Origin of the sequence: Pseudomonas sp. S36, from assembly GCF_016647875.1 — a bacterium.
GTDB classification, from domain to species: Bacteria; Pseudomonadota; Gammaproteobacteria; order Pseudomonadales; family Pseudomonadaceae; genus Aquipseudomonas; species Aquipseudomonas parafulva.
Genome location: NZ_JACVVG010000027.1, coordinates 1 through 26,074, shown reverse-complemented (window position 1 = coordinate 26,074; position 26,074 = coordinate 1). Strand labels below are relative to the sequence as shown.

General features: G+C 62.9%; 26 protein-coding genes. 8 read left to right on the top strand and 18 right to left on the bottom strand.

Going from position 1 to position 26,074, the window contains the following annotated elements:
* Window positions 1–80: 80 nt before the first annotated feature.
* The 15 genes from IAE36_RS15790 to IAE36_RS15720 all read right to left on the bottom strand — a co-directional run bounded on the left by IAE36_RS15790 (window position 81) and on the right by IAE36_RS15720 (window position 14,913).
* Window positions 81–1,010, bottom strand: a complete 930-nt coding sequence (locus IAE36_RS15790; RefSeq protein WP_060481423.1) for a ketoacyl-ACP synthase III — start codon at window positions 1,008–1,010, stop codon at window positions 81–83.
* Between the two features lie 278 nt (window positions 1,011–1,288).
* Window positions 1,289–2,851 (bottom strand): flagellar hook-associated protein 3, encoded by a 1,563-nt coding sequence (locus tag IAE36_RS15785; protein ID WP_201164331.1) that lies wholly within the window; start codon window positions 2,849–2,851, stop codon window positions 1,289–1,291.
* A 12-nt stretch (window positions 2,852–2,863) separates the two neighbouring features.
* The gene (gene flgK, locus IAE36_RS15780; RefSeq protein ID WP_201213366.1) at window positions 2,864–4,906 is read right to left on the bottom strand and encodes a flagellar hook-associated protein FlgK; all 2,043 of its coding nucleotides are present in this window, start codon (window positions 4,904–4,906) and stop codon (window positions 2,864–2,866) included.
* 12 nt (window positions 4,907–4,918) lie between these two features.
* Window positions 4,919–6,088, bottom strand: coding sequence for a flagellar assembly peptidoglycan hydrolase FlgJ (gene flgJ, locus IAE36_RS15775; RefSeq protein WP_060481421.1), 1,170 nt, complete (start codon window positions 6,086–6,088; stop codon window positions 4,919–4,921).
* An 11-nt stretch (window positions 6,089–6,099) separates the two neighbouring features.
* Window positions 6,100–7,209 carry a flagellar basal body P-ring protein FlgI gene (locus IAE36_RS15770; RefSeq protein WP_028633486.1) on the bottom strand — a complete coding sequence of 370 codons (1,110 nt, stop codon included), beginning with the start codon at window positions 7,207–7,209 and terminating at the stop codon, window positions 6,100–6,102.
* An 11-nt stretch (window positions 7,210–7,220) separates the two neighbouring features.
* On the bottom strand, window positions 7,221–7,916 hold the full coding sequence (flgH, locus tag IAE36_RS15765) for a flagellar basal body L-ring protein FlgH (RefSeq protein WP_028633487.1): 696 nt from the start codon (window positions 7,914–7,916) through the stop codon (window positions 7,221–7,223).
* 36 nt (window positions 7,917–7,952) lie between these two features.
* On the bottom strand, window positions 7,953–8,738 hold the full coding sequence (flgG, locus tag IAE36_RS15760) for a flagellar basal-body rod protein FlgG (RefSeq protein ID WP_028633488.1): 786 nt from the start codon (window positions 8,736–8,738) through the stop codon (window positions 7,953–7,955).
* A gap of 47 nt (window positions 8,739–8,785) precedes the next feature.
* Entirely contained in the window at window positions 8,786–9,526 is a 741-nt protein-coding gene (locus IAE36_RS15755) for a flagellar basal body rod protein FlgF (protein ID WP_201213364.1), read from the bottom strand.
* A gap of 155 nt (window positions 9,527–9,681) precedes the next feature.
* The gene (locus tag IAE36_RS15750) at window positions 9,682–9,879 is read right to left on the bottom strand and encodes a hypothetical protein (protein ID WP_201213362.1); all 198 of its coding nucleotides are present in this window, start codon (window positions 9,877–9,879) and stop codon (window positions 9,682–9,684) included.
* A gap of 47 nt (window positions 9,880–9,926) precedes the next feature.
* On the bottom strand, window positions 9,927–11,249 hold the full coding sequence (gene flgE / locus IAE36_RS15745) for a flagellar hook protein FlgE (RefSeq protein WP_060481420.1): 1,323 nt from the start codon (window positions 11,247–11,249) through the stop codon (window positions 9,927–9,929).
* 29 nt (window positions 11,250–11,278) lie between these two features.
* On the bottom strand, window positions 11,279–11,980 hold the full coding sequence (flgD, locus tag IAE36_RS15740) for a flagellar hook assembly protein FlgD (RefSeq protein ID WP_028633492.1): 702 nt from the start codon (window positions 11,978–11,980) through the stop codon (window positions 11,279–11,281).
* 12 nt (window positions 11,981–11,992) lie between these two features.
* Window positions 11,993–12,436 carry a flagellar basal body rod protein FlgC gene (flgC, locus tag IAE36_RS15735; protein ID WP_028633493.1) on the bottom strand — a complete coding sequence of 148 codons (444 nt, stop codon included), beginning with the start codon at window positions 12,434–12,436 and terminating at the stop codon, window positions 11,993–11,995.
* A 2-nt stretch (window positions 12,437–12,438) separates the two neighbouring features.
* On the bottom strand, window positions 12,439–12,849 hold the full coding sequence (gene flgB / locus IAE36_RS15730; protein WP_028633494.1) for a flagellar basal body rod protein FlgB: 411 nt from the start codon (window positions 12,847–12,849) through the stop codon (window positions 12,439–12,441).
* Between the two features lie 255 nt (window positions 12,850–13,104).
* On the bottom strand, window positions 13,105–13,932 hold the full coding sequence (gene cheR / locus IAE36_RS15725) for a protein-glutamate O-methyltransferase CheR (protein ID WP_060481419.1): 828 nt from the start codon (window positions 13,930–13,932) through the stop codon (window positions 13,105–13,107).
* A 51-nt stretch (window positions 13,933–13,983) separates the two neighbouring features.
* Window positions 13,984–14,913 (bottom strand): chemotaxis protein CheV, encoded by a 930-nt coding sequence (locus tag IAE36_RS15720; RefSeq protein WP_028633496.1) that lies wholly within the window; start codon window positions 14,911–14,913, stop codon window positions 13,984–13,986.
* A gap of 77 nt (window positions 14,914–14,990) precedes the next feature.
* On the opposite strand from IAE36_RS15720, the gene flgA reads away from it, so the two are divergent.
* The 4 genes from flgA to IAE36_RS15700 all read left to right on the top strand — a co-directional run bounded on the left by flgA (window position 14,991) and on the right by IAE36_RS15700 (window position 17,560).
* Entirely contained in the window at window positions 14,991–15,740 is a 750-nt protein-coding gene (flgA, locus tag IAE36_RS15715) for a flagellar basal body P-ring formation chaperone FlgA (RefSeq protein WP_028633497.1), read from the top strand.
* Between the two features lie 164 nt (window positions 15,741–15,904).
* Window positions 15,905–16,219, top strand: a complete 315-nt coding sequence (gene flgM, locus IAE36_RS15710; RefSeq protein WP_028633498.1) for a flagellar biosynthesis anti-sigma factor FlgM — start codon at window positions 15,905–15,907, stop codon at window positions 16,217–16,219.
* Between the two features lie 49 nt (window positions 16,220–16,268).
* Window positions 16,269–16,736: a flagella synthesis protein FlgN gene (locus tag IAE36_RS15705; protein ID WP_201213359.1), complete on the top strand. Its 468-nt coding sequence runs from the start codon at window positions 16,269–16,271 to the stop codon at window positions 16,734–16,736.
* 80 nt (window positions 16,737–16,816) lie between these two features.
* Window positions 16,817–17,560, top strand: coding sequence for a flagellar brake protein (locus tag IAE36_RS15700; protein ID WP_201213357.1), 744 nt, complete (start codon window positions 16,817–16,819; stop codon window positions 17,558–17,560).
* 100 nt (window positions 17,561–17,660) lie between these two features.
* On the opposite strand, the gene IAE36_RS15695 is transcribed toward IAE36_RS15700, so the two are convergent.
* Window positions 17,661–18,992, bottom strand: coding sequence for an MFS transporter (locus tag IAE36_RS15695; protein WP_201213355.1), 1,332 nt, complete (start codon window positions 18,990–18,992; stop codon window positions 17,661–17,663).
* Between the two features lie 135 nt (window positions 18,993–19,127).
* Window positions 19,128–19,613 (bottom strand): Bkd operon transcriptional regulator BkdR, encoded by a 486-nt coding sequence (gene bkdR, locus IAE36_RS15690; RefSeq protein WP_028633502.1) that lies wholly within the window; start codon window positions 19,611–19,613, stop codon window positions 19,128–19,130.
* A gap of 199 nt (window positions 19,614–19,812) precedes the next feature.
* Between bkdR and IAE36_RS15685 the strand changes: the two genes are divergently transcribed.
* The 4 genes from IAE36_RS15685 to lpdA are packed head-to-tail and all read left to right on the top strand — an operon-like array spanning window position 19,813 to window position 24,741.
* Entirely contained in the window at window positions 19,813–21,045 is a 1,233-nt protein-coding gene (locus IAE36_RS15685; protein ID WP_028633503.1) for a 3-methyl-2-oxobutanoate dehydrogenase (2-methylpropanoyl-transferring) subunit alpha, read from the top strand.
* A gap of 1 nt (window position 21,046) precedes the next feature.
* Window positions 21,047–22,105: an alpha-ketoacid dehydrogenase subunit beta gene (locus IAE36_RS15680; RefSeq protein ID WP_201213353.1), complete on the top strand. Its 1,059-nt coding sequence runs from the start codon at window positions 21,047–21,049 to the stop codon at window positions 22,103–22,105.
* Window positions 22,106–23,359 carry a dihydrolipoamide acetyltransferase family protein gene (locus IAE36_RS15675; RefSeq protein ID WP_201213351.1) on the top strand — a complete coding sequence of 418 codons (1,254 nt, stop codon included), beginning with the start codon at window positions 22,106–22,108 and terminating at the stop codon, window positions 23,357–23,359.
* A gap of 2 nt (window positions 23,360–23,361) precedes the next feature.
* Complete coding sequence (gene lpdA, locus IAE36_RS15670; RefSeq protein ID WP_201213349.1) at window positions 23,362–24,741, top strand: dihydrolipoyl dehydrogenase; 1,380 nt, start codon at window positions 23,362–23,364, stop codon at window positions 24,739–24,741.
* Between the two features lie 22 nt (window positions 24,742–24,763).
* Here lpdA and IAE36_RS15665 read toward each other — a convergent pair whose 3' ends face one another.
* Window positions 24,764–25,762 (bottom strand): sensor domain-containing diguanylate cyclase, encoded by a 999-nt coding sequence (locus IAE36_RS15665; protein ID WP_201213347.1) that lies wholly within the window; start codon window positions 25,760–25,762, stop codon window positions 24,764–24,766.
* Window positions 25,763–26,074: the final 312 nt, after the last annotated feature.

Sequence of the window (26,074 nt, the reverse complement as noted above, 5' to 3'; positions counted from 1 at the left end):
GATAGCTGGGGGCTGCTATGCAGCCCATCGCGAGCTGCGCTCGCTCCTACGGGGCACACCAGGCCACGCCGGAAGAGGCCTTAACTGCGATAAAGAATCGCCGAGCCCCACGACAGCCCCACACCGAAGCCGCTGATGGCCACGCGCTTCCAGTTGCCATCGAGCATGTGCTTCTGCAGCAACAGCGGCACGCTGGAAGACACCGTGTTGCCGGTTTCCAGCATGTCCTTCACGAATTTCTCGGGGTGATGCTCTTCGAAGCGCCGCGCCACGGCATCGACGATCGCCGCGCTGCCCTGGTGAATGCAGAAGGCGTCGATATCCGCAGACTGCAGCCCGCTGGCGTCGAGCAGCTCGTGCAGGTGCGCCGGCACCTTGACCAGCGCGAAGTTGAACACCTGGCGGCCATTCATGAAGAATTTGCCATCGCTCACCTTCAGGTGCTCGGCGCCCGAGCCGTCGGTGCCGAAGCGGGCCTGACCCAGGTTCCACACGGCATCTTCGGCCATCCATGTGGCGGTAGCGGCGTCACCGAACAGCATGGTGGTGTTGCGGTCTTCGGGGTCAACGATCTTGGAGTAAGGGTCTGCGGTAATCAGCAGGCCGTTCTTCAGCCCCGCCGCCTCCATAAAGCCCTTGATGGCGTAAAGGCCATATACGTAACCGGAACAGCCCAGCGAAACATCGAAGGCCGCCACGCGGGTGGAGAGGCCGAGCTTGCTCTGAACGATGGCGGCCGTGTGTGGCAGGCCTTCTTCATCGCCGTTCTGGGTGACCACGATCAACGCGTCGATCGACTGCGGATCAAGATCGGGGTTGCTGGCGAACAGGGCCCGTGCGGCCTCTACGCACAGGTCGGAGGTCTCCTGCTCCGGGGCCTTGCGCGGCAGGAAGGACGCGCCGATCTTGCCGAACATGAACTCTTCGTCCTTGCCGAACTTCGCACCCTGGACGTAGTTGTCCAGGCCAGCGGTGGGCACGTAACTCGCGATGCTTTTGATGCCAATCATTCTGGCTTCCCAATGAAAACAGCCAAAGACCACCACTCGATAAATTGAGGGCGCCAAATACCGGGGCGTCACCGCTGGGGAAGGAAAGCAGCGCTTTCCTGCGCACCGGTAACAAAATGCTGCTGCATAGAATACAGGGAAGATGACCGTTTTGACTCATTGGTCACATTGAAATGCAATGAAAGCCGGGTAATACGGCAGCACAGCGCTGCCCCGCCCCCGTAGGAGCGAGCGCAGCTCGCGATGGGCTGCGCAGCAGCCCCGCATTGCATGAGTGATCAGAGCTTGTTGAACAAACTCAACTGGGAAATGCGCGAGAAGGCCAGTTGGGAGGCCTCCAGCATGGCCTGCTGCAGGGTCAGGGTGATCGCAGCCTGAGACATGTCGGTATTGCCGATCGCATCCTGGGTGGTCTTGTTGGCCAGGCCCAGGCTGGTGTTTTCCTGGCGCTGGATTTCCAGCGAACTGCCCCGCGCACCGATCGAACCCCGGGTGATGTCCACCTGCTCACGCGCACTGGCCAGGTTGGCAATGGCCGAGGCCACCGCATCCTTCAGGCCGTTGGCCGCCCCTGCGCCAGTCACGGGAGTGTCCAGCGCCGCACGCAGCTGGCTGATGGTTTCCAGCACGTTCTGGTTCTGGTGGGTGTTGGCCGTGACCGCGAACTGGTCGCCGGCCTGCGGCGCGCCGTTCACGTCATAAGTCACCCCCGCCACCGTCAACTGCGGCGCAGTGAAGGTACCGGTGGCCACCGGTTTGCTGTCAGCTTTCATGGGCTGCGCATAGAACTCGTACGTGTCTGGCCCGGTGAACTTGATCACCGCCCCGTTGCTGGGGAACGTGCTGCGGTAGGCGGTGGGGTCGGTGACAGCACTGCTGGTGACTTGCGCGGTGGAAGAGTTGCCAGCGCCACGGGTCGTGGTGAAGGAGTCCGGGCGCGCTGCCAATGAGAACTCGCGCCCGGCCACGGCCGCGTCGGCGTCCTTGCCCTCCTCCAGCGTGACGGTGATTTCGAACTCGACTCCGCGCAGGGCAATACGGTTGGCCCCCTCGGTCTTGCTGTCGAAATGACCGTTGGTGGGGGTTTCTGCCGTAATGTCGTTGCCATTGGCATCGGTGATCGAATACTGGGTAGCGCTGGTGAACGTGAGCTTGTACGGCTGCCCGGCAGTGAAGCTGTCGTTGTAGCTGTTGCTCGACTTCAACAGACCCGGCGAAACGCCGACCACGCCATCATCGGTGGCCGGCACCAGCAAGGTCGACTGGGTACGGCTTTTGTTCTTCGCTGCATCGAACACGCTGGCACCGCTGTCGTTGGTGGCCAGGTTCAGGGTGTCGGAAACCTGCAGGCTCAACTGGGTCTGGTCACCGTGGTAGCTGTAGGTGCCATCGGAGTTGCGCACGTAGGGCGGTGTAGTGCTCTTGGAGCCGGCGAACATGTAGTCGCCATTGGCATCGCGCGAGTTGAGCAAGCCAAAGATATTGGCCTCGATTTCCTTCAGCTCGGTGCTGATCGATACCCGGTCAGCGTCTGTCACACCCGCGCCGCCGGCGCGGATGGCCAACTCGCTGGCGCGCTGCATCGCGTCATTGATGGTGGAAAGCACGCTCTCTTCCTGCAGCAGCGCATTGCTTACCGTGTTCATGTTGCCGCTGTACTGGTCCAGCAGCGACTGCTGCTGTTGCAGCAGCAGCAACCGCGCCGCGCCCACCGGGTCATCGCCGGCGGTCTGGATACGCACGCCCGACGTTACCTGGGCGCTGGTCTTGTTCATGTCCGAGAAGTTCTTGGAGTAGCTGCTGGCGCTGGCTTCATAGAACTGAGCAGTGGAAATACGCACGGTCGCTACTCCTTACAAGGCGTTGATCAGGGTGCTGAAGGTTTCTTGCGCCGCTTTGATGATCTGCGACGACGCGGTGTAGTAGTGCTGGAACTTGACCAGGCTGGCCGCCTCGTCGTCCAGGTTCACCCCAGACACCGCACTGCGGCTTTCGCTGGCCGACTTGAGCACCGCCTGGGTGGCGGTGGTATCAATGGTGGCCTGGCTGGCTTTGGCCCCTACCCGCTCGACCAACGACGCATAGGCCGAGGTGAAACTGGTGCCACCGCCAGAACCGGTATTGACCGTGGACTTGGTCTGCAAGCCCAGCAGAGCCGTGGCGTTGCGGTTGTCTGCCTTGCCATCGGCGTTGAACGACAGGGTAAAGCTGTCGTTGGCTGCCGGGCTGCCGCCAACGGTGGTTTCCAGCGCGAAGGTGCGCGGGTTGCCGCTGCCATCGACAATCGGGTTGCCAGCCGCGTCGCGCATGGGCACCGAGATGGAGAGCTTGTTGTCCTGCCCCGGCACCACGGTGCCGGTGCCGATTTGCGTGCCCTTGGCATCGAACACCTTGTAACCCTGGGAGCCGCCGCTGGCGGTGTCCATCACCACCCGTACAGGCATGGAGTCGCGAATCGCCTGCTGCACCAGGGCATTGTCGGCGCCGCCATAAATATTCAGGGGCTGGCCCAGCGTAGGCTGGGTGATGGTGCCGGTACCGCTGTTGCCACTGCCGGTGGTGGCACTGACCGGGCCGGCGAAGGCCAGCTTGTTGGCATCGGTGAGCACCGTATTGATGGCACCTGCCGCCGACCGGGTGGGGATGACCTTGAAGCTGTCCCCCGCCGCCAGCGCCCCGCCCTTGAGCGAGAGGCTGAAGCCGTCGATCACCGGCGCGGGGTCGGCGTTGAGGTCGAACGAGCCCATGCTGGTGCCGTCGGAACGGCGCACGCTGTACTGGTTGGCGCTGGTGAACTTGACCTCGTAGTCATAGGTGCTAACCGCGCCGCTGTTGGCGATGGTCACGTCGAGGTTACCGGAGCCCGCGCTGTTGTTGGACGACGCCAGGCTACGCTGGGCGATGGCAGAGGCACTGTTGATGCTGGTGAACAGCGAGCTGCCAAACTGACCGTTGGCATCCAGGCCCTGGCCCAGCTGGCTGTTGATGCTGTCAGTGACCACCAGGGCGACGCGGCCCAGTTCGTTCATGGACGGGGTCAGCACATCCTGACGGTAGCGCAGCAAGCCGCCAATTGTGCCGCCGGTGGCGACCGAGGTCACGTCCGAGCTGAATGACTCATAGTTGATGCGCAGGGTGGCCTGGCTCTTGTCCGCCACCCCCGGCTGTACCGACAGGGGGTTGGCCTTGCCGCCGGTGACCAGTGACTGGCCGCTGCCCAGAATGACGTCGTAGTTGCCTTCGCGCTCCTGCACGGTCACGCCCACCAGCTCGTTCAGCTGGCGTACCGCTTCGCTGCGGGCATCGAGCAGGTTGTTGGGGGTGCTGCCGGTGGCGGTGGCCGCGACGATCTGCTTGTTGTACTCAGCAATGCTGGTGGTGAGCTTGTTGACCTGCCCGGCCAGCGTGTCGAGCTGCGAGTTGATCACTTCGTTCTGCTGGGTCAGCTGGGTACTGACGGCGTTGAAGCGGTTGCTCAGGGTTTGCGCCTGAGTCAGCAGTAATTGCCGCGAAGCGACGTCACCTGGCTTGGCGGATGCTGTCTGCAAGGCCGAGAAAAACGCGGTGAGCACCGAGCTGATGCCGGTATCGCGGTCGGCCAGCAGTTTGTCGACGCTGGTGATCTGGTCCTGGAAGGCAGCCGAATCGGCCTGCAGCGACGTGGCGGTCTGCAGCTGGTTGTCCAGGTAGGCGCTATACACCCGGCGCACGTCGGCCAGTGTGGTGCCACTGCCCAGAAACCCCGCACCGATGTACTGCGACGGGCCCGCCTGCTGCATCGCCTGCTGGCGCGAATAGCCGCTGGTGGCAGCGTTGGCGATGTTGTTACTGGTTACCGACAAGGCCGCCTGGCTGGCACTCAGGCCACTCAGGCCGATGGAAATCAGGCTCGACATGATTTAGTCCTTTTAAAGATTCGTGGGTCTGCCAGCCATGGCGTATTGCGGTGTGTTCTGCATCTGCTGGGCAATGCTGATGATCTTCTTCGCATAGCCCGGGTCGGTCGCATAACCTGCTTTTTGCAGCTCGCGTGCAAACTGTTCGGGGTTATCGGCCGAGTTGAGCGCATCTTGATAGCGTGAATTGCTCTGCAACAAGGTGACCAGGTCGTGGAAGCTGTCCTGGTAGGAGTCGTAGCTGCGGAAGGCGGCCGTTTCCTTGACGAACTGCCCGTCGCGGAACTCGCTGGTGATCGCCCTCGCCTGCTCCCCCTGCCAGTTGCCGGTGGCCTTGATGCCGAACAGGTTGTGGCTGCTGCTGCCGTCGCTGTTGCGCATCACCGATTTGCCCCAACCGGTTTCCAGTGCTGCCTGGGCCACCAGGTAGCGCGGGTCGATACCGATGCGCTTGGCCGCCTGTTCGGCCATGGGCAGCATGGTGGCGACGAATGTGTCGCTGTCGCTGAACGCCTTGTTGGGGGCCAGCGGCGGCTGGGCAACCGCACGGCCGACGATGCGCAAGCCGTTATCCGGCACCGCAAAGGCCCTGGCCGGCTGCTGGCCATCACGGGCCGGCACGGCGGCGGTGTTGACAGTAGCGGCGTCGCTTGCGGTAGCAGACGGCACGATGCCTGCCAGCAGGCGGTCGGTGAGCCTGCTCGGCAACGCCAGGCGCCGCGCATTCAGCGCGGCCACGTCGTTGCGGGTGCCAACGGCGTCATTGCCGTGCACCGGCGCTGCCACCTTGTTGCCCCACAACGCCGGGCCGCCGCTTTCGCCACGCGGGAACGGGCTGGTGTTGGCAGACGCGCCACGGCTCTTGGTCAACTGGCGCACCAGTACATCCTGCAGGCCGATGCCACCGCCCTCGCGGGACATGCTCACGGCCAGCTGCTGGTCGTACATGTCGCGGTACTGTTTCACCGTCTCGGTGTTCATCGGGTTGTCGTCGGCCAGCACGTCGCTGGCCTTGCGCGAAGCCTTGAGCATTTCGCTGATGAACAGCGATTCGAATTCCTGGGCCACCTTGCGCACGTTGGCGGCGCTGTCGCGGTCACCGTGCTTGAGGGCGTTGAGGCGGTTGAGGTCGGTGAAGGCACCACTGTCGCCACTGCCAGACACCAGGCTCTTGCTGTTCATCACTGGCGTCCTCAGATCACGATCAGGTCGGCTTGCAACGCACCGGCCTGTTTCAGGGCTTCAAGGATGGCCATCAAGTCACCGGGCGCTGCGCCCACCTGGTTCACCGCCCGGACAATTTCATCCAGCGTGGTACCCGGGCCGAACTTGAACATCGGCTTGGCTTCCTGCTCGGCATTCACCCGGGAGCGCGGCACCACGGCGGTCTGGCCGTTGGACAGCGGCCCTGGCTGGCTGACGATAGGGTCTTCGGTGATGGTGACGGTCAGGCTGCCGTGGGTGACCGCCGCAGGCGACACCTTGACGTTCTGGCCGATGACGATGGTACCGGTACGCGAGTTGATGATGACCTTGGCCACGGCCTGGCCGGGGTCGATTTCGAGGTTTTCCAGAATCGACAGGTAGTCCACCCGCTGGCTGGGGTCCATGGGCGCGCTGACCCGCACCGAACCACCGTCCAGCGCCTGGGCCACGCCTGGGCCGAGCAGTTCGTTGACCTTGTCGACGATGTGCTTGGCGGTGGTGAAGTCGGGGCGGTTCAGGTTCAGGGTGAGGGTATTGCCCTGGTTGAACCCGCTCGGCACTGCACGCTCGACACTGGCCCCGCCTGGAATACGGCCAGCAGACGGTACGTTGACGGTGATCTTGGACCCGTCACGGCCCTCGGCGTCGAAACCGCCCACCACCAGATTGCCCTGGGCGATGGCGTAGACGTTGCCGTCGATACCCTTGAGCGGCGTCATCAGCAGGCTGCCGCCGCGCAGGCTCTTGGAGTTACCGATCGACGACACCGTAATGTCCACCACCTGGCCCGGCTTGGCGAACGCCGGCAGGTCAGCGTGCACCGACACCGCCGCCACGTTCTTCAACTGCACGTTGCCAGAACCGGCCGGCACCTTGATACCGAACTGCGACAGCATGTTGTTGAAGGTTTGCAGGGTGAACGGCGTCTGGGTGGTCTGGTCACCCGTGCCGTTGAGCCCCACCACCAGGCCGTAACCGATCAGCTGGTTGGAGCGCACGCCGGAAATACTGGCGATGTCCTTCAAGCGCTCGGCCTGCGCGGCAAAGGCGCAGGACAGGAGCAAGGTTGCGGCAATCAGCTGCCTCAGGTTGAGCATGGTCTGTGTACTCAGAAGGGCCAAAGCGGGCTCATGAAGAAGCGGTCCAGCCAGCCGGGCTGGCTGGCGTCGGCGAACGAGCCGGTACCGGAATAGGTGATGCGCGCATCGGCTACCCGGGTGGACGGTACGGTGTTGTCGGTGGCGATGTCATCCGCCCGGATCAGGCCGGCGATGCGCACCAGTTCTTCACCGGTATTGAGGGTCAGCCACTTCTCGCCGCGCACGGCGATGATGCCGTTGGGCAGCACCTCGGCCACGGTGACGGTCACCGAACCGGTCAGGGTGTTGCCCTGGGTGGCCTTGCTGTCGCCCTTGGTGGTGCGGTCGCCGCTGTAGCCGGCGTCCAGCGACAGGTCGCCACCGCCGAATGGGTTGTTGGTATTGGGCTTGCCACCGAACAGCGACGTAAGGCCCAGGTTGGCCTTGCTGTTCTTCTGGATCTGCGAGCCGGCGTTCTTGCTGGCCGAGGTGCGTTCATTCAGCGTGATGGTGATGATGTCACCCACGCGGAAGGCCTTGCGGTCGCCATACAGGTTCTGTTCGAACCCGGCCTGGTAGATCGAGCCGTTGTTGGCCGCTGCCGGCAATGGGGTGCGCGGCAGTACCGGCGCATAGTACGGGTCGTTGGGCTTGGCCACCGGGGCGACACAACCTGCCAGCAACACCGCCCCGCCCAGGGCGAAAACGGACAACAGACGATTCATGATGCTTACCTCACGGGTGCAACGGGGTTGCAAGGGTTACAGCTGCTGGGTCACGAACTGCAGCATGGAGTCGGCGGTGGAGATCACCTTGGAGTTCATCTCGTAGGCACGCTGGGTGGTGATCATGTTGACCAGTTCTTCCACGGTGCTGACGTTGGAGTTCTCCAGGGTTTGCTGCAGGGTGGTACCGAAGCCGTTCAGGCCCGGGGTACCCACCTGGGGCGCGCCACTGGCCGCGGTTTCCAGGAACAGGTTGCCGCCGATGGCCTGCAGGCCGGCCGGGTTGATGAAGTCGGCGGTCTGGATGTTGCCGATCACCTGTGCAGCCGGATTGCCGGCAGTGGTGATCGACACGGTGCCGTCCTGGCCCACGGTGAAGGTCTGTGCGTCGTTGGGCACCACCACCGCAGGCTCCAGCGCGTAACCGTTGGCGGTGACGATCTGGCCATCGGAGTTCAGGTGGAAGGTGCCGTCACGGGTGTACGAAACGGTGCCGTCAGGTTGCAGGATCTGGAAGAAGCCACGGCCGTTGACCGCCATGTCCAGAGGGTTCTCGGTGGTCTGCAGGCTGCCGGCCACGAAGCTCTTCTGGGTGCCGACGATGCGCACACCAGTACCCACCTGCAGGCCGGAAGGCAGTTCGCTGTCCTGGGTCGACTGGGCGCCAGGCTGGCGACGGATCTGGTACAGCAGGTCCTGGAACTCGGCACGGTCCCGCTTGAAGCCGGTGGTGGACACGTTGGCCAGGTTGTTGGAAATGACCGTCAGGTTGGTATCCTGGGCGGACAAACCCGTCTTGGCGACCCAAAGGGCTGGAAGCATGTGTGTTCTCCTCGCGCGCCTGTTTTACGGCACCCGTTCAAATGTGATTAGCCGATTTGCAAAACCCGAGCCATGGCTTCGTCGCCTTCCTTGGCCGTGTTCATCATCTTGACGTGCAGTTCGAACTGCCTGGACAACGCCAGCACCGAGGTCATTTCCTCGACGGCGTTGACGTTGCTGCCTTCCAGAAAACCCGACACCACCCGCACATTGACGTCGGCATCGGCGGGCCGCCCGGAAGCGGTATGGATCAAGCCGTCCAGCCCTTTGGTCATGCCTTTGGCGTCCGGGTTGACCAGCTTGATGCGGTCCACTTCAGCCATCACCCGTGGGCCTTCATCCATGGAGCGGATACTGATGGTGCCGTCTTCACCCACTTCCACCTTCTGCTCGGGCGGGATAGCGATAGGGCCGCCATTACCGATCACCGGCATGCCGTTGCCGGCACGCAGCACGCCCAGGGCGTCGATGTTCAGGCTGCCGGTGCGCACGTACGCTTCGCTGCCATCAGGGGCCTGCACGGCGATAAACCCTTTGCCGGTAACCGCCACATCCAGGTCACGGCCGGTTTCCACCATCGGCCCTTCGCTGAAGTCGGTTGCCGGGCGCTCGGTCATGGCAAAAGCACGCGCCGGAAAGCTGTCACCAAACACCGGCATCGAGCGGGCCTGTTCCAGGTCCCGTTGAAAACCGTTGGTGGATACGTTCGCCAGGTTGTTGGCATGAGCCTTTTGCGCCAGGGCATTCTGGCTGGCACCGGTCATGGCCACATAAAGCAGTTTGTCCACAGCATTTCCTCCGCGCGCCACTGCCGCGCTGTCACCTGGGCAGGGTAAAGCAATAATCGAACCAGCTTTGCAAGCCGTTAAAATCGGGCGCTACAGCCCGTTCAGGGCTAAGCAGTGTCAGTTTGTTGTCGTCGGGCTGCAGAAGGCAGGTTGCATCACTGATCGCGGCAGGCCGCGTTGTTGTAAGGCCCCGAAAACTTCATCCAGCCTGGGCCCGGATTGTTCTCGGTGCAGAAATAGCGGCCGGTGGCCACGCTCTGCCAAAGATAGAAAGGCCTGGGGGCCGCATAGGCCGATAGGGCCACGCCAACCCCCAGGGCCGTGAGCAGGGCCAGCGCCCATGCCTTGTTCATTAAATACCCCTCCAACCGCCGCCGGGCCCCCGGGGGCGCTACCTCACTCAGCTCATCTGGATGATGGTCTGCATGATGGTGCTTTCAGTGGAGATGGTCTTGGCGTTGGCCTGGTAGTTGCTCTGGGCCTTGATCAGGTTGACCAGCTCACCGGTGAGGTCGACGTTGGAGTCTTCCAGCGAAGCGCCGGCAATCTGGCCCAGGGTGCCGGTGTCTGGCGCACCGATCACCGGCACGCCCGACGAGTAGGACTCCTGCCAGTTGGTACCGCCAATCGGGGTAAGGCCCTGCATGTTGGCGAAGCTGGCGACGGCCACCTGGCCAATGACCTTGTTCTGGCCGTTGGTGAAGCTGGCAAACAGCACACCGCTCTTGTCGACGTTCAAACCCGACAGCTCACCGGTGGCGAAACCGTCCTGGTTCTTGGCAGTTACGGCGGAGGCCGCGTTGTACTGGGTGGTCTTGAGCATGTCCAGGCTGATGCCACCGGTGCTGGCGGTGGCGCCATTGGACGACCACTGGCCGGCAGCGTTTTTCTGCGCAGGGACCCAGTTGTCGAGGTTGAAGGTTTTGTTGGCGTTTACGCTCAGGCCGCCCGTCACCGGCCCTGCAGTGAGGCCATCGGCGTTCAGCGTACCGTCGGACTTGAACGGCAGGTTATTGATCAGCGGCTGGGTCGAGGTCGGGTCGGTAGGGTTGCGGCCGTCGATGGTGGTGTACATCTTCCAGGAGTTGGATGCATCGTCCTTGAGGAAGTACTGGTTCAGCTGATGCGCATTGCCCTGGCTGTCATACACGTCGCTGCTGAACGTGTAGTTGTAGCTTTTCACATCGGACGGGTCGAACGGGGTAACGGTGGGCGCCGCATCGCTGGACTTCAGGTTGATGGTCTGCTCGATCTTGCCAGTGGCCTTGGGGGTCAGGTTGGCGGTGTCGATTTGCAGGTTGGTCAGCACACCCTGGATGATCTGGCCGTTGGCATCCACGGCGTACCCTTGCAGGTTCGCACCGGACGAGTTGACCACGAAGCCCTGCTTGTCGCTGTAGAACGCACCGGCGCGGGTGTAGATTTTCGAGCCGTTGTCGTTCAGGGCAAAAAAGCCGTTGCCATCGATGGCCATGTCCAGCGCCTGGCCGGTGCCGTTGATGTTGCCCGAAGTGAAGCGCTGCGACACCGCCGCAGTGGTCACCCCGGTACCGATAGTGGTGCGCCCGGCGCTGGTACCCCGAATGGAGCTGGAATACTGGTCGGCGAATTCGGCACGGGAAGACTTGAAGCCGGTGGTGGCGACGTTGGCAATGTTGTTGCCGGTGACGTTCAGGGCCTTGTTTGCTGCGTTGAGGCCGCTAAGGCCGATGTTGTAAGACATGTGCTAACTCCTGAAGGTTGCTGAAGGCCCTAGATGCCGATGCTCTGGATTTTGGAGAGCGGAACACTGCCCAGCCCGGCGAGGTTGAGCGTCATTTCTGCGCCATTGCTGCCCATGGTCACGCTGGTGACACTGGCCGGCAGGTTGGTGGTCATGGCGGTGGCCGTGCCGTCGACCGAGGCCGTGGCCTTGAACGAATAGGTGCCCGCCGCCAGCGCCTTGCCGTCGTCGTCCTTGCCATCCCAGGTGAAATCGACCTTGCCGCCCGCCTGGCTACCCAGCTCGAGCGTGCGCACCAGCTTGCCATCCTTGTCGTACACCCCCACCGAAGTGGCGGTGCTGGACGCGGTCAGGTTCACCGAGCCTTTCATGTCCTTGCTGGTGTCCACCATGGCTTTGTCGGTTTGCACCATCACGTTGCGGCCCACCAGTGATGAGGCCTGCAAGGCCTGGGAGGACTGGAACGCAGCCGCGATGGAGGTCACCGAACTGTTGAGCGTCTGAATACCTTCAAGGCTGCTGAACTGTGCCAACTGGGCCACGAACTCGCCGTTCTGCTGCGGATCGAGCGGGTTCTGGTTTTTCATCTGGGTAACCAGCAACTGCAGGAACGCGTCCTTGCCCAGGGCGCTGCCGGCCGCACCGGTGTTGCTGTTGTTCTTGCTTTGCTGTTGCTGCAGCGACGTCAGGTAGGCACTACCGACGTCAGCCGTGGAGTTGGTGGTGGTCATGTCGGCTTCCTATCACTGGCCCAGGGTCAGGACCTTCTGCATCATGCTTTTGGCGGTGTTCATCAGCTCGGCATTGGTCTGGAACGCACGGCTGGCAGAAATCATGTCAGCCATCTCTTCCACCACATTGACGTTGGGGTAGTACACATACCCGTCCTTGTTGGCGGCTGGATGGTTCGGCTCGTAGCGTGCCTCCAGGTTGCTCTGGTCCTCGACAATGCCGGTCACCTGCACGCCCTGCCCGGCTTCGCCCTGGTCTTCGAACAGCGACTGGCTGCTGCCGGCCTGCGCGTTCTGGAACGTGGTGGCGAACACCGGGTGACGGGCGCGGTAGGTCTGGTCGATGCTCGAAGACACGGTTTCGGCGTTGGCGATGTTGGAGGCAACGGTGTTCAGGCGCGTGTTCTGCGCGCTCATGCCGCTACCGGCAATGTTGAAGACACTGGACAGCGACATGGTCATTCTCCCCGCAGGGCCGAAACCAGCCCTTTGAATTTACTGTTGAGCAGCGTGAAGCTGGCCTGGAAGCCGATGGCATTCTCGGTGTAGTTGGACTGCTCGATCTGCGCATCCACGGTGTTCTGGTCGATCGAGGGCTGCGCCGGCGTGCGGAACTTGAGGCTGTCGTCTGCCAGTGCCATGCCTTCGGCTTCGATGTGCCGGCTGTTGGTCCGCTCCAGGCCGATGCGCCCGTTGTTCTGCTGTTTCTCGCTCTCGGCAGCCAGCACCGAGGCGAAATCCATGTCACGGGCCTTGTAGTTGGGCGTGTCGGCGTTGGCGATGTTGTTGGCCAGTACCTCGGCACGCTGGGCGCGGAAGCCCAGGGCCTTCTCGTGGATACCAAGCGCCTTGTCGAAGCTGATGCTCATATCGGGGAAACCTTCAGAGGTTGACCGGAATTACGTTGAGCAAGCTATAGCAAAGGCTGTGCCAATCAGCCGAAAGCCTTTAGATAGGGGGGCTACGCGAGAAGTGCGCCAACCGCGATGCCAGAAAAGCGGCAAAGGGCTGCCGCCAGGCGTGCCGAAAGCGGCAATTACAGAGCGCCAAAAGCGGCAAAACAAAAAATTGACAGCACCTGCAACGAAAAAGGCCGACAACCCTGGTTGCCGGCCTGCAGTACCTTATTTGGCCTGGTAGATGATGCCCGGGCTGCATTGCACCATCTGGTAGTGGTCAGGCAGGCCGTTAAGGGCTTCGGAGGCACCCAGGAACAGGTACCCGCCCGGCTTCAGCGTGCTGTGAATGCGCAGCAGAATGTCTTTCTTCACCTGGGCCGAGAAGTAGATCAGCACGTTGCGGCAGAACACCACATCGAACTTGCCGAGGCTGGCGTAGCTGTCCAGCAGGTTGAACGAGCGGAATTCGACCCGGCTGCGGATCGCGGGCTTGACCGCCCAGCGCCCTGGCCCCTTGGTCTCGAAGTACCGTTGCAAGCGCTCCTGGGACAGGCCGCGGGCGATGGCCAAGCTGTCGTACTCGCCGGTCTTGCAGTTGGTCAGCATGGTGCCTGACAGGTCGGTGGCGACAATTTGCGCCCCCATTTTCAGCTGGCCCAGATTGCTGCGTTCGAACTCGTCGATGGCCATCGAAATGGAGTACGGCTCCTGCCCCGACGAGCACGCGGCCGACCACATGCGCAGGCGTTGCCCAGGGTTGGCGCGGATGAACTCGGGGATGACCTTGTTCTTCAGCACCTCGAACGGGTAGGTATCGCGAAACCACAAGGTTTCGTTGGTGGTCATCGCATCCACCACCTGTTCGCGCAGGCCGCTGCGTGGCTGGGTCTGGATACGCTGCACCAGCTCGCCCAGGCTCTTGATGCCCTGCTGTTCCATCAACTTGTTGAGACGGCTGGACACCAGGTACTGCTTATTCTCGCCCAGCAGAATGCCACAGGCTTTCTCCAGGAATACCCGGAACTGTTCGAAATCCAAATTACCCGTAGACACTACTGCCGCCTCTTTTCAATCACTGTGGCCGGGGGCTCGCCCCGGCTGCTTTCAATGCGTTGCCTTGATCCGGTCGACCACACGCTGGGCCAGGTCATCCGGCCTGAACTTGGCCAGGAAGTCGTCGGCGCCCACTTTTTTCACCATCGCCTGGTTGAATACCCCGGACAGCGAAGTATGCAGGCAGATATGCAGTTTTTGCATGCGTGGGTCGCTGCGGATTTCTGCGGTCAAGGTGTAGCCGTCCATCTCCGGCATTTCGATGTCGGAGATCATCATCAGGAACTCCTCTTCGGGCTTCTTGCCCTCCTCCACCAGTTGGTGCAGGTAGTTGAGAGCCTGGCGACCATCATTTAGTGCCACAACCTCCACACCGACCGTTTGCAGGCAACGGCTGACCTGCTTGCGCGCCACCGAAGAATCGTCGACGGTGAGCACCCGCAGCAGCACGGCCTTGTCCTGCACCTCGGCGTCCACCACCCCGGCGGACACCGACTCCGAAGACGGCGCCACCTCGGCCAGTACCTTTTCCACGTCGATGATCTCGACCATGCGGTTGTCCACACGGGTGACGGCAGTCAGGTAATGGTCGCGGCCAGTGCCCTTGGGTGGCGGATGGATCTCCTCCCAGTTCATGTTGACGATGCGCTCTACCGAATGCACCAGAAAGCCCTGGGTCTTGGTGTTGTACTCGGTGATGATCACGAAGCTGCTGCGCGTGTCTTCCTGCAGCGGCCGCAAACCGGTGGCCATCGACAGGTCGAGGATCGGGATGGTCGCCCCGCGAATGTTGGCCACACCCCGTACCACAGGGTGGGCCTTGGGCAGCAGGGTCAGTGCAGGGCACTGCAGCACTTCTCTGACCTTGAAAACGTTGATGCCATAAAGCTGCTCGCCATTGAGGCGAAACAGCAGCAGTTCCAGGCGATTCTGCCCTACCAGCTGCGTGCGCTGGTTGACCGAATCCATAACCCCCGCCATGCCAGACTCCTTAACCTTTCAGCCATTCGTTGCAACTCACCAGGTGAGTCGGCACGGGCTTTGCTTTTTTGAGCGCCATGTACACGAAAACGACATTTTCCCGACGACTGACGCGCCTGCTGACCGGCTTGCTGGCCACGCTGTGCCTGCTGGTGCCTGTTCGCACGTTGGCGGACGCGTTCACCATGCCTGAACAGCTTATCGGTGTCACCCAAGGGTTTCTTGAATTCACCGTTGAAGATTATCTGGCCACCACCCAGACGGCGGGGCGTTACGAAATCCAGGTCAACCCGCTGGACCCTCGCCTGCGCATGCCACTGTGCAGTCAGGCGCTTGACGCGTCACTGGAAAGCCCCAACGTACCGCTTGGCCGGGTGACCGTGCGCGTGCGCTGCGACAGCGCGGCGCCATGGACGGTATTCGTGCCGGCAACCGTGCGCCTGTTCCGGGACGTGGTGGTGGTCACCCGCCCCCTCAGGCGCGACAACGTGGTGGGCGCCGGCGATGTTGCCCTGCGCGAACGCGATGTAGGCACGCTGGGCCAAGGCTTTCTGACTGAACTGGACCAGGCGGTGGGCATGAAAATGCTGCGGCCCACGGTGATCGACCAGGTACTGACCCCGCAACACCTTGAGCAGGCCGAAGTGGTGCGCAAAGGCGACCACGTGGTAATCGTGGCCCGCAGCGGCAGCCTGAGCGTGCGCATGCCGGGTGAAGCCTTGAGCAAGGGAGGCCTCAGTGAACAGATACGGGTGCGCAACCTCAATTCCAAGCGCGTGGTAAAAGCCATGGTGACCGGCCCGGGCCAGGTCGAGGTGAGCATGTAGGCCAGCGGCCGAAGGGTACTGGCGGTGAGGAGGCGCTTTTTCTAAACTGTGTCAGAAATCGGGTTGTGTGCTGATGGAACGCCGGCCACGCATTTTGTGCCTAAAGTTTATTGCGGGTTGGCCGAAAACAAGGCAAGCGTCCATAAACCCAGAGGTTTCTGATCATGGTCATCGACTTCAGTCGTTTGAATAATTCCCCGTCCGTAACGGGCGGTGTGCGCGGTAACAGCGCACCCGGCAGCGCCGAAAAACCGGCGGCCAGCCAGGAAGCGGTAAAAGACACCAGCGCCAGTGGCGAGACGGTGCACCTGAGCCCTGAGGCCCAACAATTGCAAAAGATCAGCGACAAGCTGCGTGATGAGCCCGTGGTCAACAACGCCCGTGTGGCCGAGCTGAAACAGGCCATCGCCGACGGCAGCTACCAGGTCGATGCCGGCCGGGTTGCCAGCAAGCTGCTGAATTTTGAAGCACAGCGCTGACCGCTCGGTGCGCTGACTTCATGGACGCTTGAAAAACCAAGAGTTAGCCATGCACGACACTACCCTGCTGCAACTGATCGAAGAAGACATCGCCCCCATGCAGGAGCTGCTCGAGTTGCTGCAGAACGAGGCGGTGGCCCTGCATGGTCGCGACATGCCCTTGCTGGAGCAGATTCTCGCTCGCAAGCAGTCGTTGATCATTCTGCTCGAACAGCACGGCCAGCGCCGCAGCCAGTTGCTGGCCAGCCTGGGGTTGAGTGCAGACAGGGCCGGCGTGCAGGCAGTCGCTGACACTTCCGTGCATGGCGAGGCCATGCTGCAGCGCCTGGACATGCTCTCGCAGTTGATGGAAGCCTGCCAACAGGTCAACCAGACCAACGGCCGCATCATTCAGGTCCAGCAACACGTCACCAACAACCAGGTGCGTATCCTCATGGGCGGCGATTCTCCATCGCTGTACAACAGCCGCGGCAACACCTCACCTCTGGCCAAGCCGCGCGCCCTCAACCAAGTGTGATTTTTCTATCAAGGCACCGTACATACTGGCAAAATGCCGCTAATTTGCCTGTGTCGCTTTTGCCTGGAGACCGATAAGCCGTGTTCAATGAATCCGATGCCCCGCAACCGCCAAAGGTGTTGACCACCCCTTTGGAAATTGCGGCCAACCTGCGGCAGCTTCAGGAAAGCCACGACCCACTGATCATCACCTTCCACGACCGCGGCCACCGCTTCCAGAGTTACGTGGTGCACGTGGACCGTGAAAGCAACACCCTGGCATTGGATGAAATGATCCCCCGCGATGGCGAGAAGTTCATCGAGAACGGCGAGCACTTTCGCGTCGAAGGTTTCCATGATGGCGTGCGTATCGCCTGGGAATGCAACCATGCGCTGAAGATCAGCGAAGTCAACGGGCACCGCTGCTACGTGGGTGCCCTGCCGGTCGAGATGACCTACCACCAGCGCCGCAACGCCTTCCGCGCCGCGCTGAAACTGTCGCAACTGGTCGACATCATCCTCGACGGCAGCCACCTCAAAGGCAACGGCGCCCTGCGCGGCAAACTGCTGGACGTGTCGGCCACGGGCTGCAAGCTGCGTTTCGACGGCAATGTCGAAGACCGCCTGCAACTGGGGCAAGTGTACGAGCGGTTCAAGGCGGGCAGCCCGCTTGGCCTGGTCGACACCATGGTCGAGTTGCGCCACCTGCATTACGAAGAACGCATCAACACCACGTTTGCCGGCGTGCGCTTCCATAACCTGAGCGGCCCTGCGCAGCGCAAGGTGGAAAGTTTTGTGTACCAACTGCAGCGCGAAGCACGGCGGTTCGACAAAGACGACTATTGAGGGCTGAAGGGTTCACCCGCAAACACCGGCCCCTCAGCAGGGGCTTCGCGCCTGAACCCGTCGCCAGAAGGCCGACGGGTTCAGGCGCGCCGCACCTTCCCTATCTGGCAGACTCCATATCGTTCGCGGATTGCTCCGGTTGCTTTTCCGGGGCTTCGGTGTCTTCTGCTGCCACCGGGGCCTGCATCACATCCTGCACCGTCTGCCCATCCACCCGTGGGTCCAGTGCTGCCGACAGCGGCGAGCCAGCGGCCGGCATTGCCACGTGGCCCAGTGGCGCGTCCTGAACCTGGTGCAGCCCGGTAACCGCTTTCGGGCGGATACGCCATACCAGCACCAGGGCGAAGAACACGAAGAAGGCATACAGCATCTGCACACCCAGCAGCTTCATCAGCACGCCGGTCGCCAACGGGCCGATACATGCCCCCACGCCATAGGTGACCAGCAGCATGGCCGTCAACGACACGCGCCGTTCGCTTTCCACATGGTCGTTGGAAAACGCAACTGCCAGCGGGTACAGGCAGAACTGCAGCAGCGACACCAGAAAGCCGATACCGAACAACAACTCCAACGGCACGCTGGGCAGAATGGCCAACGGCGCTGCCACCAGCGCCAGCCCGCCTGCCACACTGCGGATCAGCACGGCCCGGTCGTAGCGGTCGGACAACCAGCCCAAGGGGTACTGCACCACCAGGCCAGCGAAAATGCAGCTACCCATGAACAGGCCGACCTGCTCGGTGCTCAGCCCCTGGCTGGCCGCGTACAGGGGCGCGAGGCCATAGAACGAGCCAACGATCAGCCCCGCCCCCAATACGGTACTGAGCGACTGCGGCACCCGCTTGATGAAGAACCTGGGCTCCATGGGGGCCGGCCGTAACGGTGCGGGGTGGATGCGGCGGGTCATGGCGACCGGCACCAGGCACAGGGCAAAACACATCGCCACCAACATCAGCAATTCAGGGCCGAGCTCTGGGTGTACCACCAGGATCAACTGGCCAAGTACCAGGCCCAGATAAGACGCGATCATGTACCCGCTGAACACGGCACCACGGTATTTGACGTCCGCCTGCTCGTTCAGCCAACTTTCGATGACCATGTACTGGCACATCATGCCGAGGCCGACGATCATGCGCAGCCCCACCCAGGCCGGCAGCCAGTTGGTCAGGCCGTGGCCCAGCACCGCCGCACCGACGATACCGGCACAGGTGGCGTAGGCGCGGATGTGCCCTACCCGGCCGATCAGCCGGTGGCCGACCTTGCCGCCCACGGCCAGGCCAAAGTAGTTGGCCGCCATCAGCGCACCCACCCACAGGCTGTCGACATGGTCGGCCGCCAGGCGCAAGGCCAGGTAGGTACTGAGCAGGCCCGAGCCGATCAACATCATCAGCGCAGCAAAATACAACGACTGAAACGGCTTCCAGATAGTGCGCATACGTCCCTTCAGGCTCCCTCGTCAACGGGCGGTGGGTGCTAGCAGCATAATGGCAAATATTGCCGGTTTGCAGGCCCCGCTTGCGAATCACAATAGTGTCGGGCGCCGTAGGGCGCCGACAGCCTTGGACCACCGTTATTCGCGCAAGGTCAGACCATTTGGCGGCAGCGGCAACGCGGTCTTGTAACGCACCTGCTTCAAGGCAAAGCTTGAGCGGATATTGGCCACGCCCGGCAAGCGCGTGAGGTAATCCAGAAACCGCTCCAGGGCCTGGATGCTGGGCAGCAGCACGCGCAACAGGTAGTCCGGGTCGCCGGTCATGAGGTAGCACTCCATCACTTCGGGGCGCTCGGCAATTTCTTCCTCGAAGCGGTGCAGAGACTGCTCGACCTGTTTTTCCAGGCTGACATGGATGAACACATTCACATCAAGCCCCAGCACCTCAGGCGACAGCAGCGTGACCTGCTGGCGAATCACCCCCAGTTCTTCCATCGACCGCACGCGGTTGAAGCACGGCGTGGGTGACAGGTTGACCGAGCGAGCCAGCTCGGCATTGGTGATGCGGGCGTTTTCCTGCAGGCTGTTGAGGATGCCGATATCGGTACGATCGAGTTTGCGCATGAGACAAAATCACCGGTTTATTGTGTTTATGCGGAATGTTTATCTGGCCTGTTCGGTAAAGGCAATCAACTAGAGAGAAAAATTCTCCAGCAGGGCAACTACCATGTAGGTGACGCTGACCTACTGGTCACAAGCCGGTGCTCAGCCGCGACCGCTTCAAAGCTCACAAAAACAAATACCCCGAGCGAGCGTAAACAGCATGAACGAGTACGCCCCCCTGCGTTTGCATGTGCCCGAGCCTACAGGCCGGCCAGGCTGCCAGACCGATTTTTCCTACCTGCGCCTGAACGACGCGGGCCAGGTCCGTAAACCTCCCGTCGATGTGGACGCTGCCGACACCTCCGACCTTTCGGGCAGCCTGGTGCGCGTGCTGGACGAGCACGGCAATGCCCAGGGCCCGTGGGCCGAGGGCATCGACCCGCAGGTGCTGCGCCAAGGTATGCGAGCCATGCTCAAGACGCGTATCTTCGACAGCCGCATGGTGGTCGCCCAGCGCCAGAAAAAAATGTCCTTCTACATGCAGAGCCTGGGTGAGGAAGCCATCGGCAGCGCCCAGGCGCTGGCGCTGAACCGCACCGACATGTGCTTCCCCACCTACCGCCAGCAAAGCATCCTGATTGCCCGCGACGTGTCACTGGTCGACATGATCTGCCAGTTGCTGTCCAACGAACGTGACCCGCTCAAAGGCCGCCAGCTGCCGATCATGTACTCGGTGCGCGAGGCAGGTTTCTTCACCATCAGCGGCAACCTGGCCACCCAGTTCGTGCAGGCGGTGGGCTGGGCGATGGCTTCGGCGATCAAGGGGGATACCAAGATCGCCTCAGCCTGGATCGGCGATGGCGCCACCGCAGAATCGGATTTTCACACCGCCCTCACCTTTGCCCACGTCTACCGCGCCCCCGTAATCCTCAACGTGGTCAATAACCAGTGGGCGATCTCGACCTTCCAGGCCATCGCCGGGGGCGAGTCCACCACCTTTGCCGGGCGCGGCGTGGGCTGTGGCATTGCCTCGCTGCGGGTGGACGGCAACGACTTCATCGCGGTGTACGCGGCCTCGCGCTGGGCGGCCGAGCGCGCCCGTCGCGGCCTGGGCCCGAGCCTGATCGAATGGGTCACCTACCGCGCCGGCCCCCACTCCACCTCCGACGACCCGTCCAAGTACCGCCCCGCTGACGACTGGAGCCATTTCCCGCTGGGCGACCCGATCGCCCGCCTGAAGCAGCACCTGATCAAGACCGGCCACTGGTCCGAGGAAGAACACCAGGCCACCACGGCCGAGTTCGAAGCGGCCGTGCTGGCCGCGCAGAAGGAAGCCGAGCAGTACGGCACGCTGGCCAACGGCCACATCCCGAGCGCGGCCTCGATGTTCGAGGACGTGTACAAGGACATGCCCGACCACCTGCGCCGTCAACGCCAGGAACTGGGGGTTTGAGATGAACGACCATACCAACGGCATCAACCCGGAAACCGCCATGGCCACCACCACCATGACCATGATCCAGGCCCTGCGCTCGGCCATGGACATCATGCTTGAGCGCGACGACAACGTGGTCGTGTACGGGCAGGACGTCGGCTACTTCGGCGGCGTGTTCCGCTGCACCGAAGGCCTGCAGAACAAATACGGCAAGGCCCGGGTGTTCGATGCGCCGATCTCGGAGAGTGGCATCGTCGGCACGGCGGTGGGCATGGGGGCCTACGGCCTGCGCCCCGTTGTGGAGATCCAGTTCGCCGACTATTTCTACCCCGCGTCTGACCAGATCGTGTCGGAAATGGCGCGCCTGCGTTACCGCTCTGCCGGCGAATTCATCGCACCGCTGACCCTGCGCATGCCCTGCGGCGGCGGCATCTACGGTGGCCAGACCCACAGCCAGAGCCCGGAGGCGATGTTCACCCAGGTATGCGGCCTGCGCACCGTCATGCCCTCCAACCCTTACGACGCCAAAGGCCTGCTGATCGCCTCGATCGAGTGCGACGACCCGGTCATCTTCCTCGAACCCAAACGGCTGTACAACGGGCCATTCGACGGCCACCACGACCGCCCGGTAACACCGTGGGCCCAGCACCCGCAAAGCGCCGTGCCCGATGGCTACTACAGCGTGCCGCTGGACAAGGCCGTCATCACCCGCCCGGGCAGTGATGTGACGGTGCTTACGTACGGCACCACGGTGTACGTTGCCCAGGTTGCTGCGGAGGAAACCGGTGTCGACGCGGAAGTGATCGACCTGCGCAGCCTGTGGCCGCTGGACCTGGACACCATCGTCGACTCGGTGAAAAAGACCGGTCGTTGCGTGGTGGTGCACGAAGCCACCCGCACCTGCGGTTTTGGCGCCGAGCTGGTGTCGCTGGTGCAGGAGCACTGCTTCCACCACCTGGAAGCGCCGATCCAGCGCGTGACCGGCTGGGATACCCCCTACCCGCACGCCCAGGAATGGGCGTACTTCCCCGGCCCTTCACGGGTAGGCGCGGCATTGAAAAAGGTCATGGAGGTCTGAATGGGTACGCACGTCATCAAGATGCCGGACATTGGCGAAGGCATCGCCCAGGTGGAGTTGGTGGAGTGGTTCGTGAAGGTCGGCGACGTGATCGCAGAAGACCAGGTGGTGGCCGATGTCATGACCGACAAGGCTACGGTAGAAATCCCGTCGCCGGTCAGCGGCAAGGTACTGGCGTTGGGCGGCCAACCCGGTGAAGTGATGCCGGTGGGCAGTGAACTGATCCGCATCGAGGTGGAGGGCAACGGCAACCACACGGACGCGCCGCAGGCCAAGGCCGCCGAGCCAGTGCCTGAGGCGGCCAGGCCCCAGGCGGTGCAGGCAGCACCGCAGAAAGCGGCCGAGCATGAGGCTGGCGCCCCGGTGCCGCGCCAGGCGGGTGACAAGCCGTTGGCCTCACCGGCTGTGCGCAAGCGTGCCCTGGATGCCGGCATCGAATTGCGCTACGTGCACGGCAGCGGGCCGGCCGGGCGCATTCTGCACGAGGACCTCGATGGTTTCATGAGCAAGCCGCACAGCGCTGCCGAGCAGGCACCCGGTGGTTATGCCAAACGTACCGACAGCGAGCAGGTGCCGGTCATCGGCCTGCGCCGCAAGATCGCCCAGCGCATGCAGGACGCCAAGCGCCGGGTCGCTCATTTCAGTTACGTGGAAGAAATCGACGTCACGGCCCTGGAAGCCCTGCGCCAGCAACTCAATGCCAAGCATGGCGACAGCCGCGGCAAGCTGACCTTGCTGCCGTTTCTGGTGCGTGCACTGGTGGTTGCGCTGCGCGATTTTCCGCAGATCAACGCCACCTACGACGACGAAGCCCAGGTGATCACCCGCCACGGGGCGGTGCATGTGGGTATCGCCACCCAGGGCGACAACGGCCTGATGGTGCCGGTGTTGCGCCACGCCGAGGCCGGCAGCCTGTGGGCCAATGCCGGCGAGATCGCACGGGTGGCGAATGCAGCGCGCACCAACAAGGCCAGCCGCGATGAGCTGACCGGTTCCACCATCACCCTTACCAGCCTGGGCGCACTGGGCGGCATCGTAAGCACACCGGTGGTGAACACGCCGGAAGTGGCCATTGTTGGTGTGAACCGCATGGTCGAGCGGCCCGTGGTGGTCGATGGCCAGATCGTTGTGCGCAAGATGATGAACCTGTCCAGCTCGTTCGACCACCGGGTGGTCGATGGCATGGACGCCGCGTTGTTCATCCAGGCCGTGCGCGGCCTGTTGGAGCAACCCGCCTGCCTGTTCGTGGAGTAAGCATGCAACCGATCATTCAAACGACACTGCTGATCATCGGCGGCGGCCCTGGCGGCTACGTGGCGGCCATCCGCGCCGGGCAGTTGGGCATCCCGACCGTGCTGGTCGAGGGGCAGGCACTGGGCGGCACGTGCCTGAACATCGGCTGCATTCCCTCGAAGGCGCTGATTCACGTGGCAGAACAGTTCCACCGCGCCACCGGCTACGCAGCGGGCTCGCAACTGGGTATCAGCGTCAGCTCGCCGCAGCTCGACATCAGCCGCAGCGTGGCCTGGAAAGACGGTATCGTCGACCGGCTGACCACCGGTGTGGCGGCCTTGCTGAAAAAGCACGGGGTAAAGGTGATTCACGGCTGGGCGAAGATTCTGGACGGCAAGCAGGTGGAGGTCGACGGCCAGCGCATCCAGTGCGAACACCTGTTGCTGGCCACAGGTTCCAGCAGCGTCGAACTGCCCATGCTGCCACTGGGCGGGGCAGTGATCTCGTCCACCGAAGCCCTGTCGCCCCAGGCGCTGCCCCGTCACCTGGTGGTGGTGGGCGGGGGCTACATCGGCCTGGAGCTGGGTATCGCCTATCGCAAATTGGGCGCTCAGGTCAGCGTGGTGGAGGCCCGTGAACGCATCCTGCCCACCTACGACAGCGAACTGACCGCACCGGTGGCCGAGTCGCTCAAGGCGCTGGGTATCGCCGTGCACGTCAATCACAGCGTCGAAGCGTACGAGGCCGGCAACCTGCTGGCCCGTGACGGCCAAGGGGCGCTGCTGCGCCTGGAAACCGACAGGGTACTGGTGGCAGTGGGTCGTCGCCCCCGCACCCAGGGCTACAACCTGCAATGCCTGGATTTGAAGATGAACGGCGCCGCCATCGCCATCGATGCGCAGTGCCAGACCAGCATGCGCAATGTGTGGGCCATTGGCGACGTGGCAGGGGAGCCCATGCTGGCCCACCGTGCCATGGCCCAGGGCGAGATGGTCGCCGAGCTGATCGCAGGCAAGGCTCGCCGCTTCGAGCCTGCTGCCATCGCCGCCGTGTGCTTCACCGACCCGGAAGTGGTGGTAGCCGGCATGACACCAGAACAGGCCAAGGCACAGGGCCTGGACTGCATCGTCGCGCAGTTCCCTTTTACCGCCAATGGTCGGGCCATGAGCCTGGAGTCGAAAGCCGGCTTCGTGCGCGTGGTGGCACGGCGTGACAACCACCTGATTGTTGGCTGGCAGGCGGTGGGCGTGGCGGTATCGGAACTGTGCACGGCGTTTGCCCAGTCGCTGGAGATGGGCGCACGCCTGGAAGACGTGGCGGGCACCATCCATGCCCACCCCACGCTGGGTGAGGCGGTGCAGGAGGCAGCGTTGCGCGCCCTGGGGCACGCACTGCACATCTAACCTTTGCCTGCGGCCTGGCAGGCTACTCGGCAATGGCGTTCTTGCCGGCCCCTTTGGCCCGGTAGAGCGCCTTGTCGGCCCGCGCCAGCACCGACTGGCGGTCGTCACCCTCCTGCCACTGCACCACACCGTAGCTCATGGTCAGCGGCCAGTCCCCCACCGGCGCCAGTTGCGCCAGGCCCTGGCGTAACTGGGCCGCACGGCTTTTCGCCTCTGGCAGCGTGGTATGCGGCAGTACCACCACGAATTCGTCACCGCCCCAACGGGCCAGCAGGTCTGCAGCGCGCAAGCTGTGGCGCAAGGTGTCGGCCACCTGCACCAAGGCGGCATCACCGCGGGCATGACCGAAGTGGTCATTGATGGGCTTGAAGTCGTCCATGTCCATGGCGATGACCGAAAACGGCTGGCGAAAGCGCTGGGCACGCTCACACTCACGCTTGAGCGAATCCTCCAGCCGGTAGCGGTTGGCAAGACGGGTCAGGGCATCGCGCTCGGCGAGCTCGCGGTTCTCGTTCAGTTGGCGTTGCAGCTGTTCGTTGACCCTTGACAACTCACGGGTGCGCTCGGCAACCAGCTCTTCGAGCGACTGGTTGCGACGCTCCAGCTGCGCCAGCTGGCGCTTGCCGGCATCGATGTCACGGTGAGCACCGAGCATGCGGGCTACCGAGCCATCCGGGTTGCGGGCGATGACATAGCCGCGGTCCTCGATCCACAGGTAACTGCCATCGCTGCAGCGGCAGCGATACTCGACCAGGTAGCGCTCGTTGCGCTGGTTGATGTATGCATCGAAGTGCGCCATCACCCTGGGGTAGTCCTCTGGGTGGATCACGTTCTCCCACGTGAGCACCGAGTTGTCCATGGAATGCACGGGGTAACCGAGCATGGCGTACCAACCTGGGTTGCGGTAAACGTAGCCGGTGTTGGCGTCCCAATCCCAGACGCCATCGCTGATCAACTCGAACAAGGTATGCAGTTGCTGGTCACTGAAGCCGGAAGGCGCCGGCTTGGTACGCTGATTCATGGAAGCTCCCTGATGCCCAGCAACTACGCTCCACTCAAGGGGCGGCCGACAGTATTGATACGCCGCACGCGTGTAATTGTTATTTGCCGTGGCGAGCATAGGCGCCTTTGGTCGGTGCTGGAATAGTCCACAAGGCGTAGACCGGACAAGCGGCCAGCTGGGAGGGGACAGCCCTGCCCCAGGGGCTGCGCTGTAGCGCAGGAAACTGATTTAGCAAGCATGCCATACCCCCTGTGGGAGCGGGTTTACCCGCGAAGCAGACAGCGCGGTGTGTGGCACCGGCTTCGCCGGTGTTCGCGGCTGAAGCCGCTC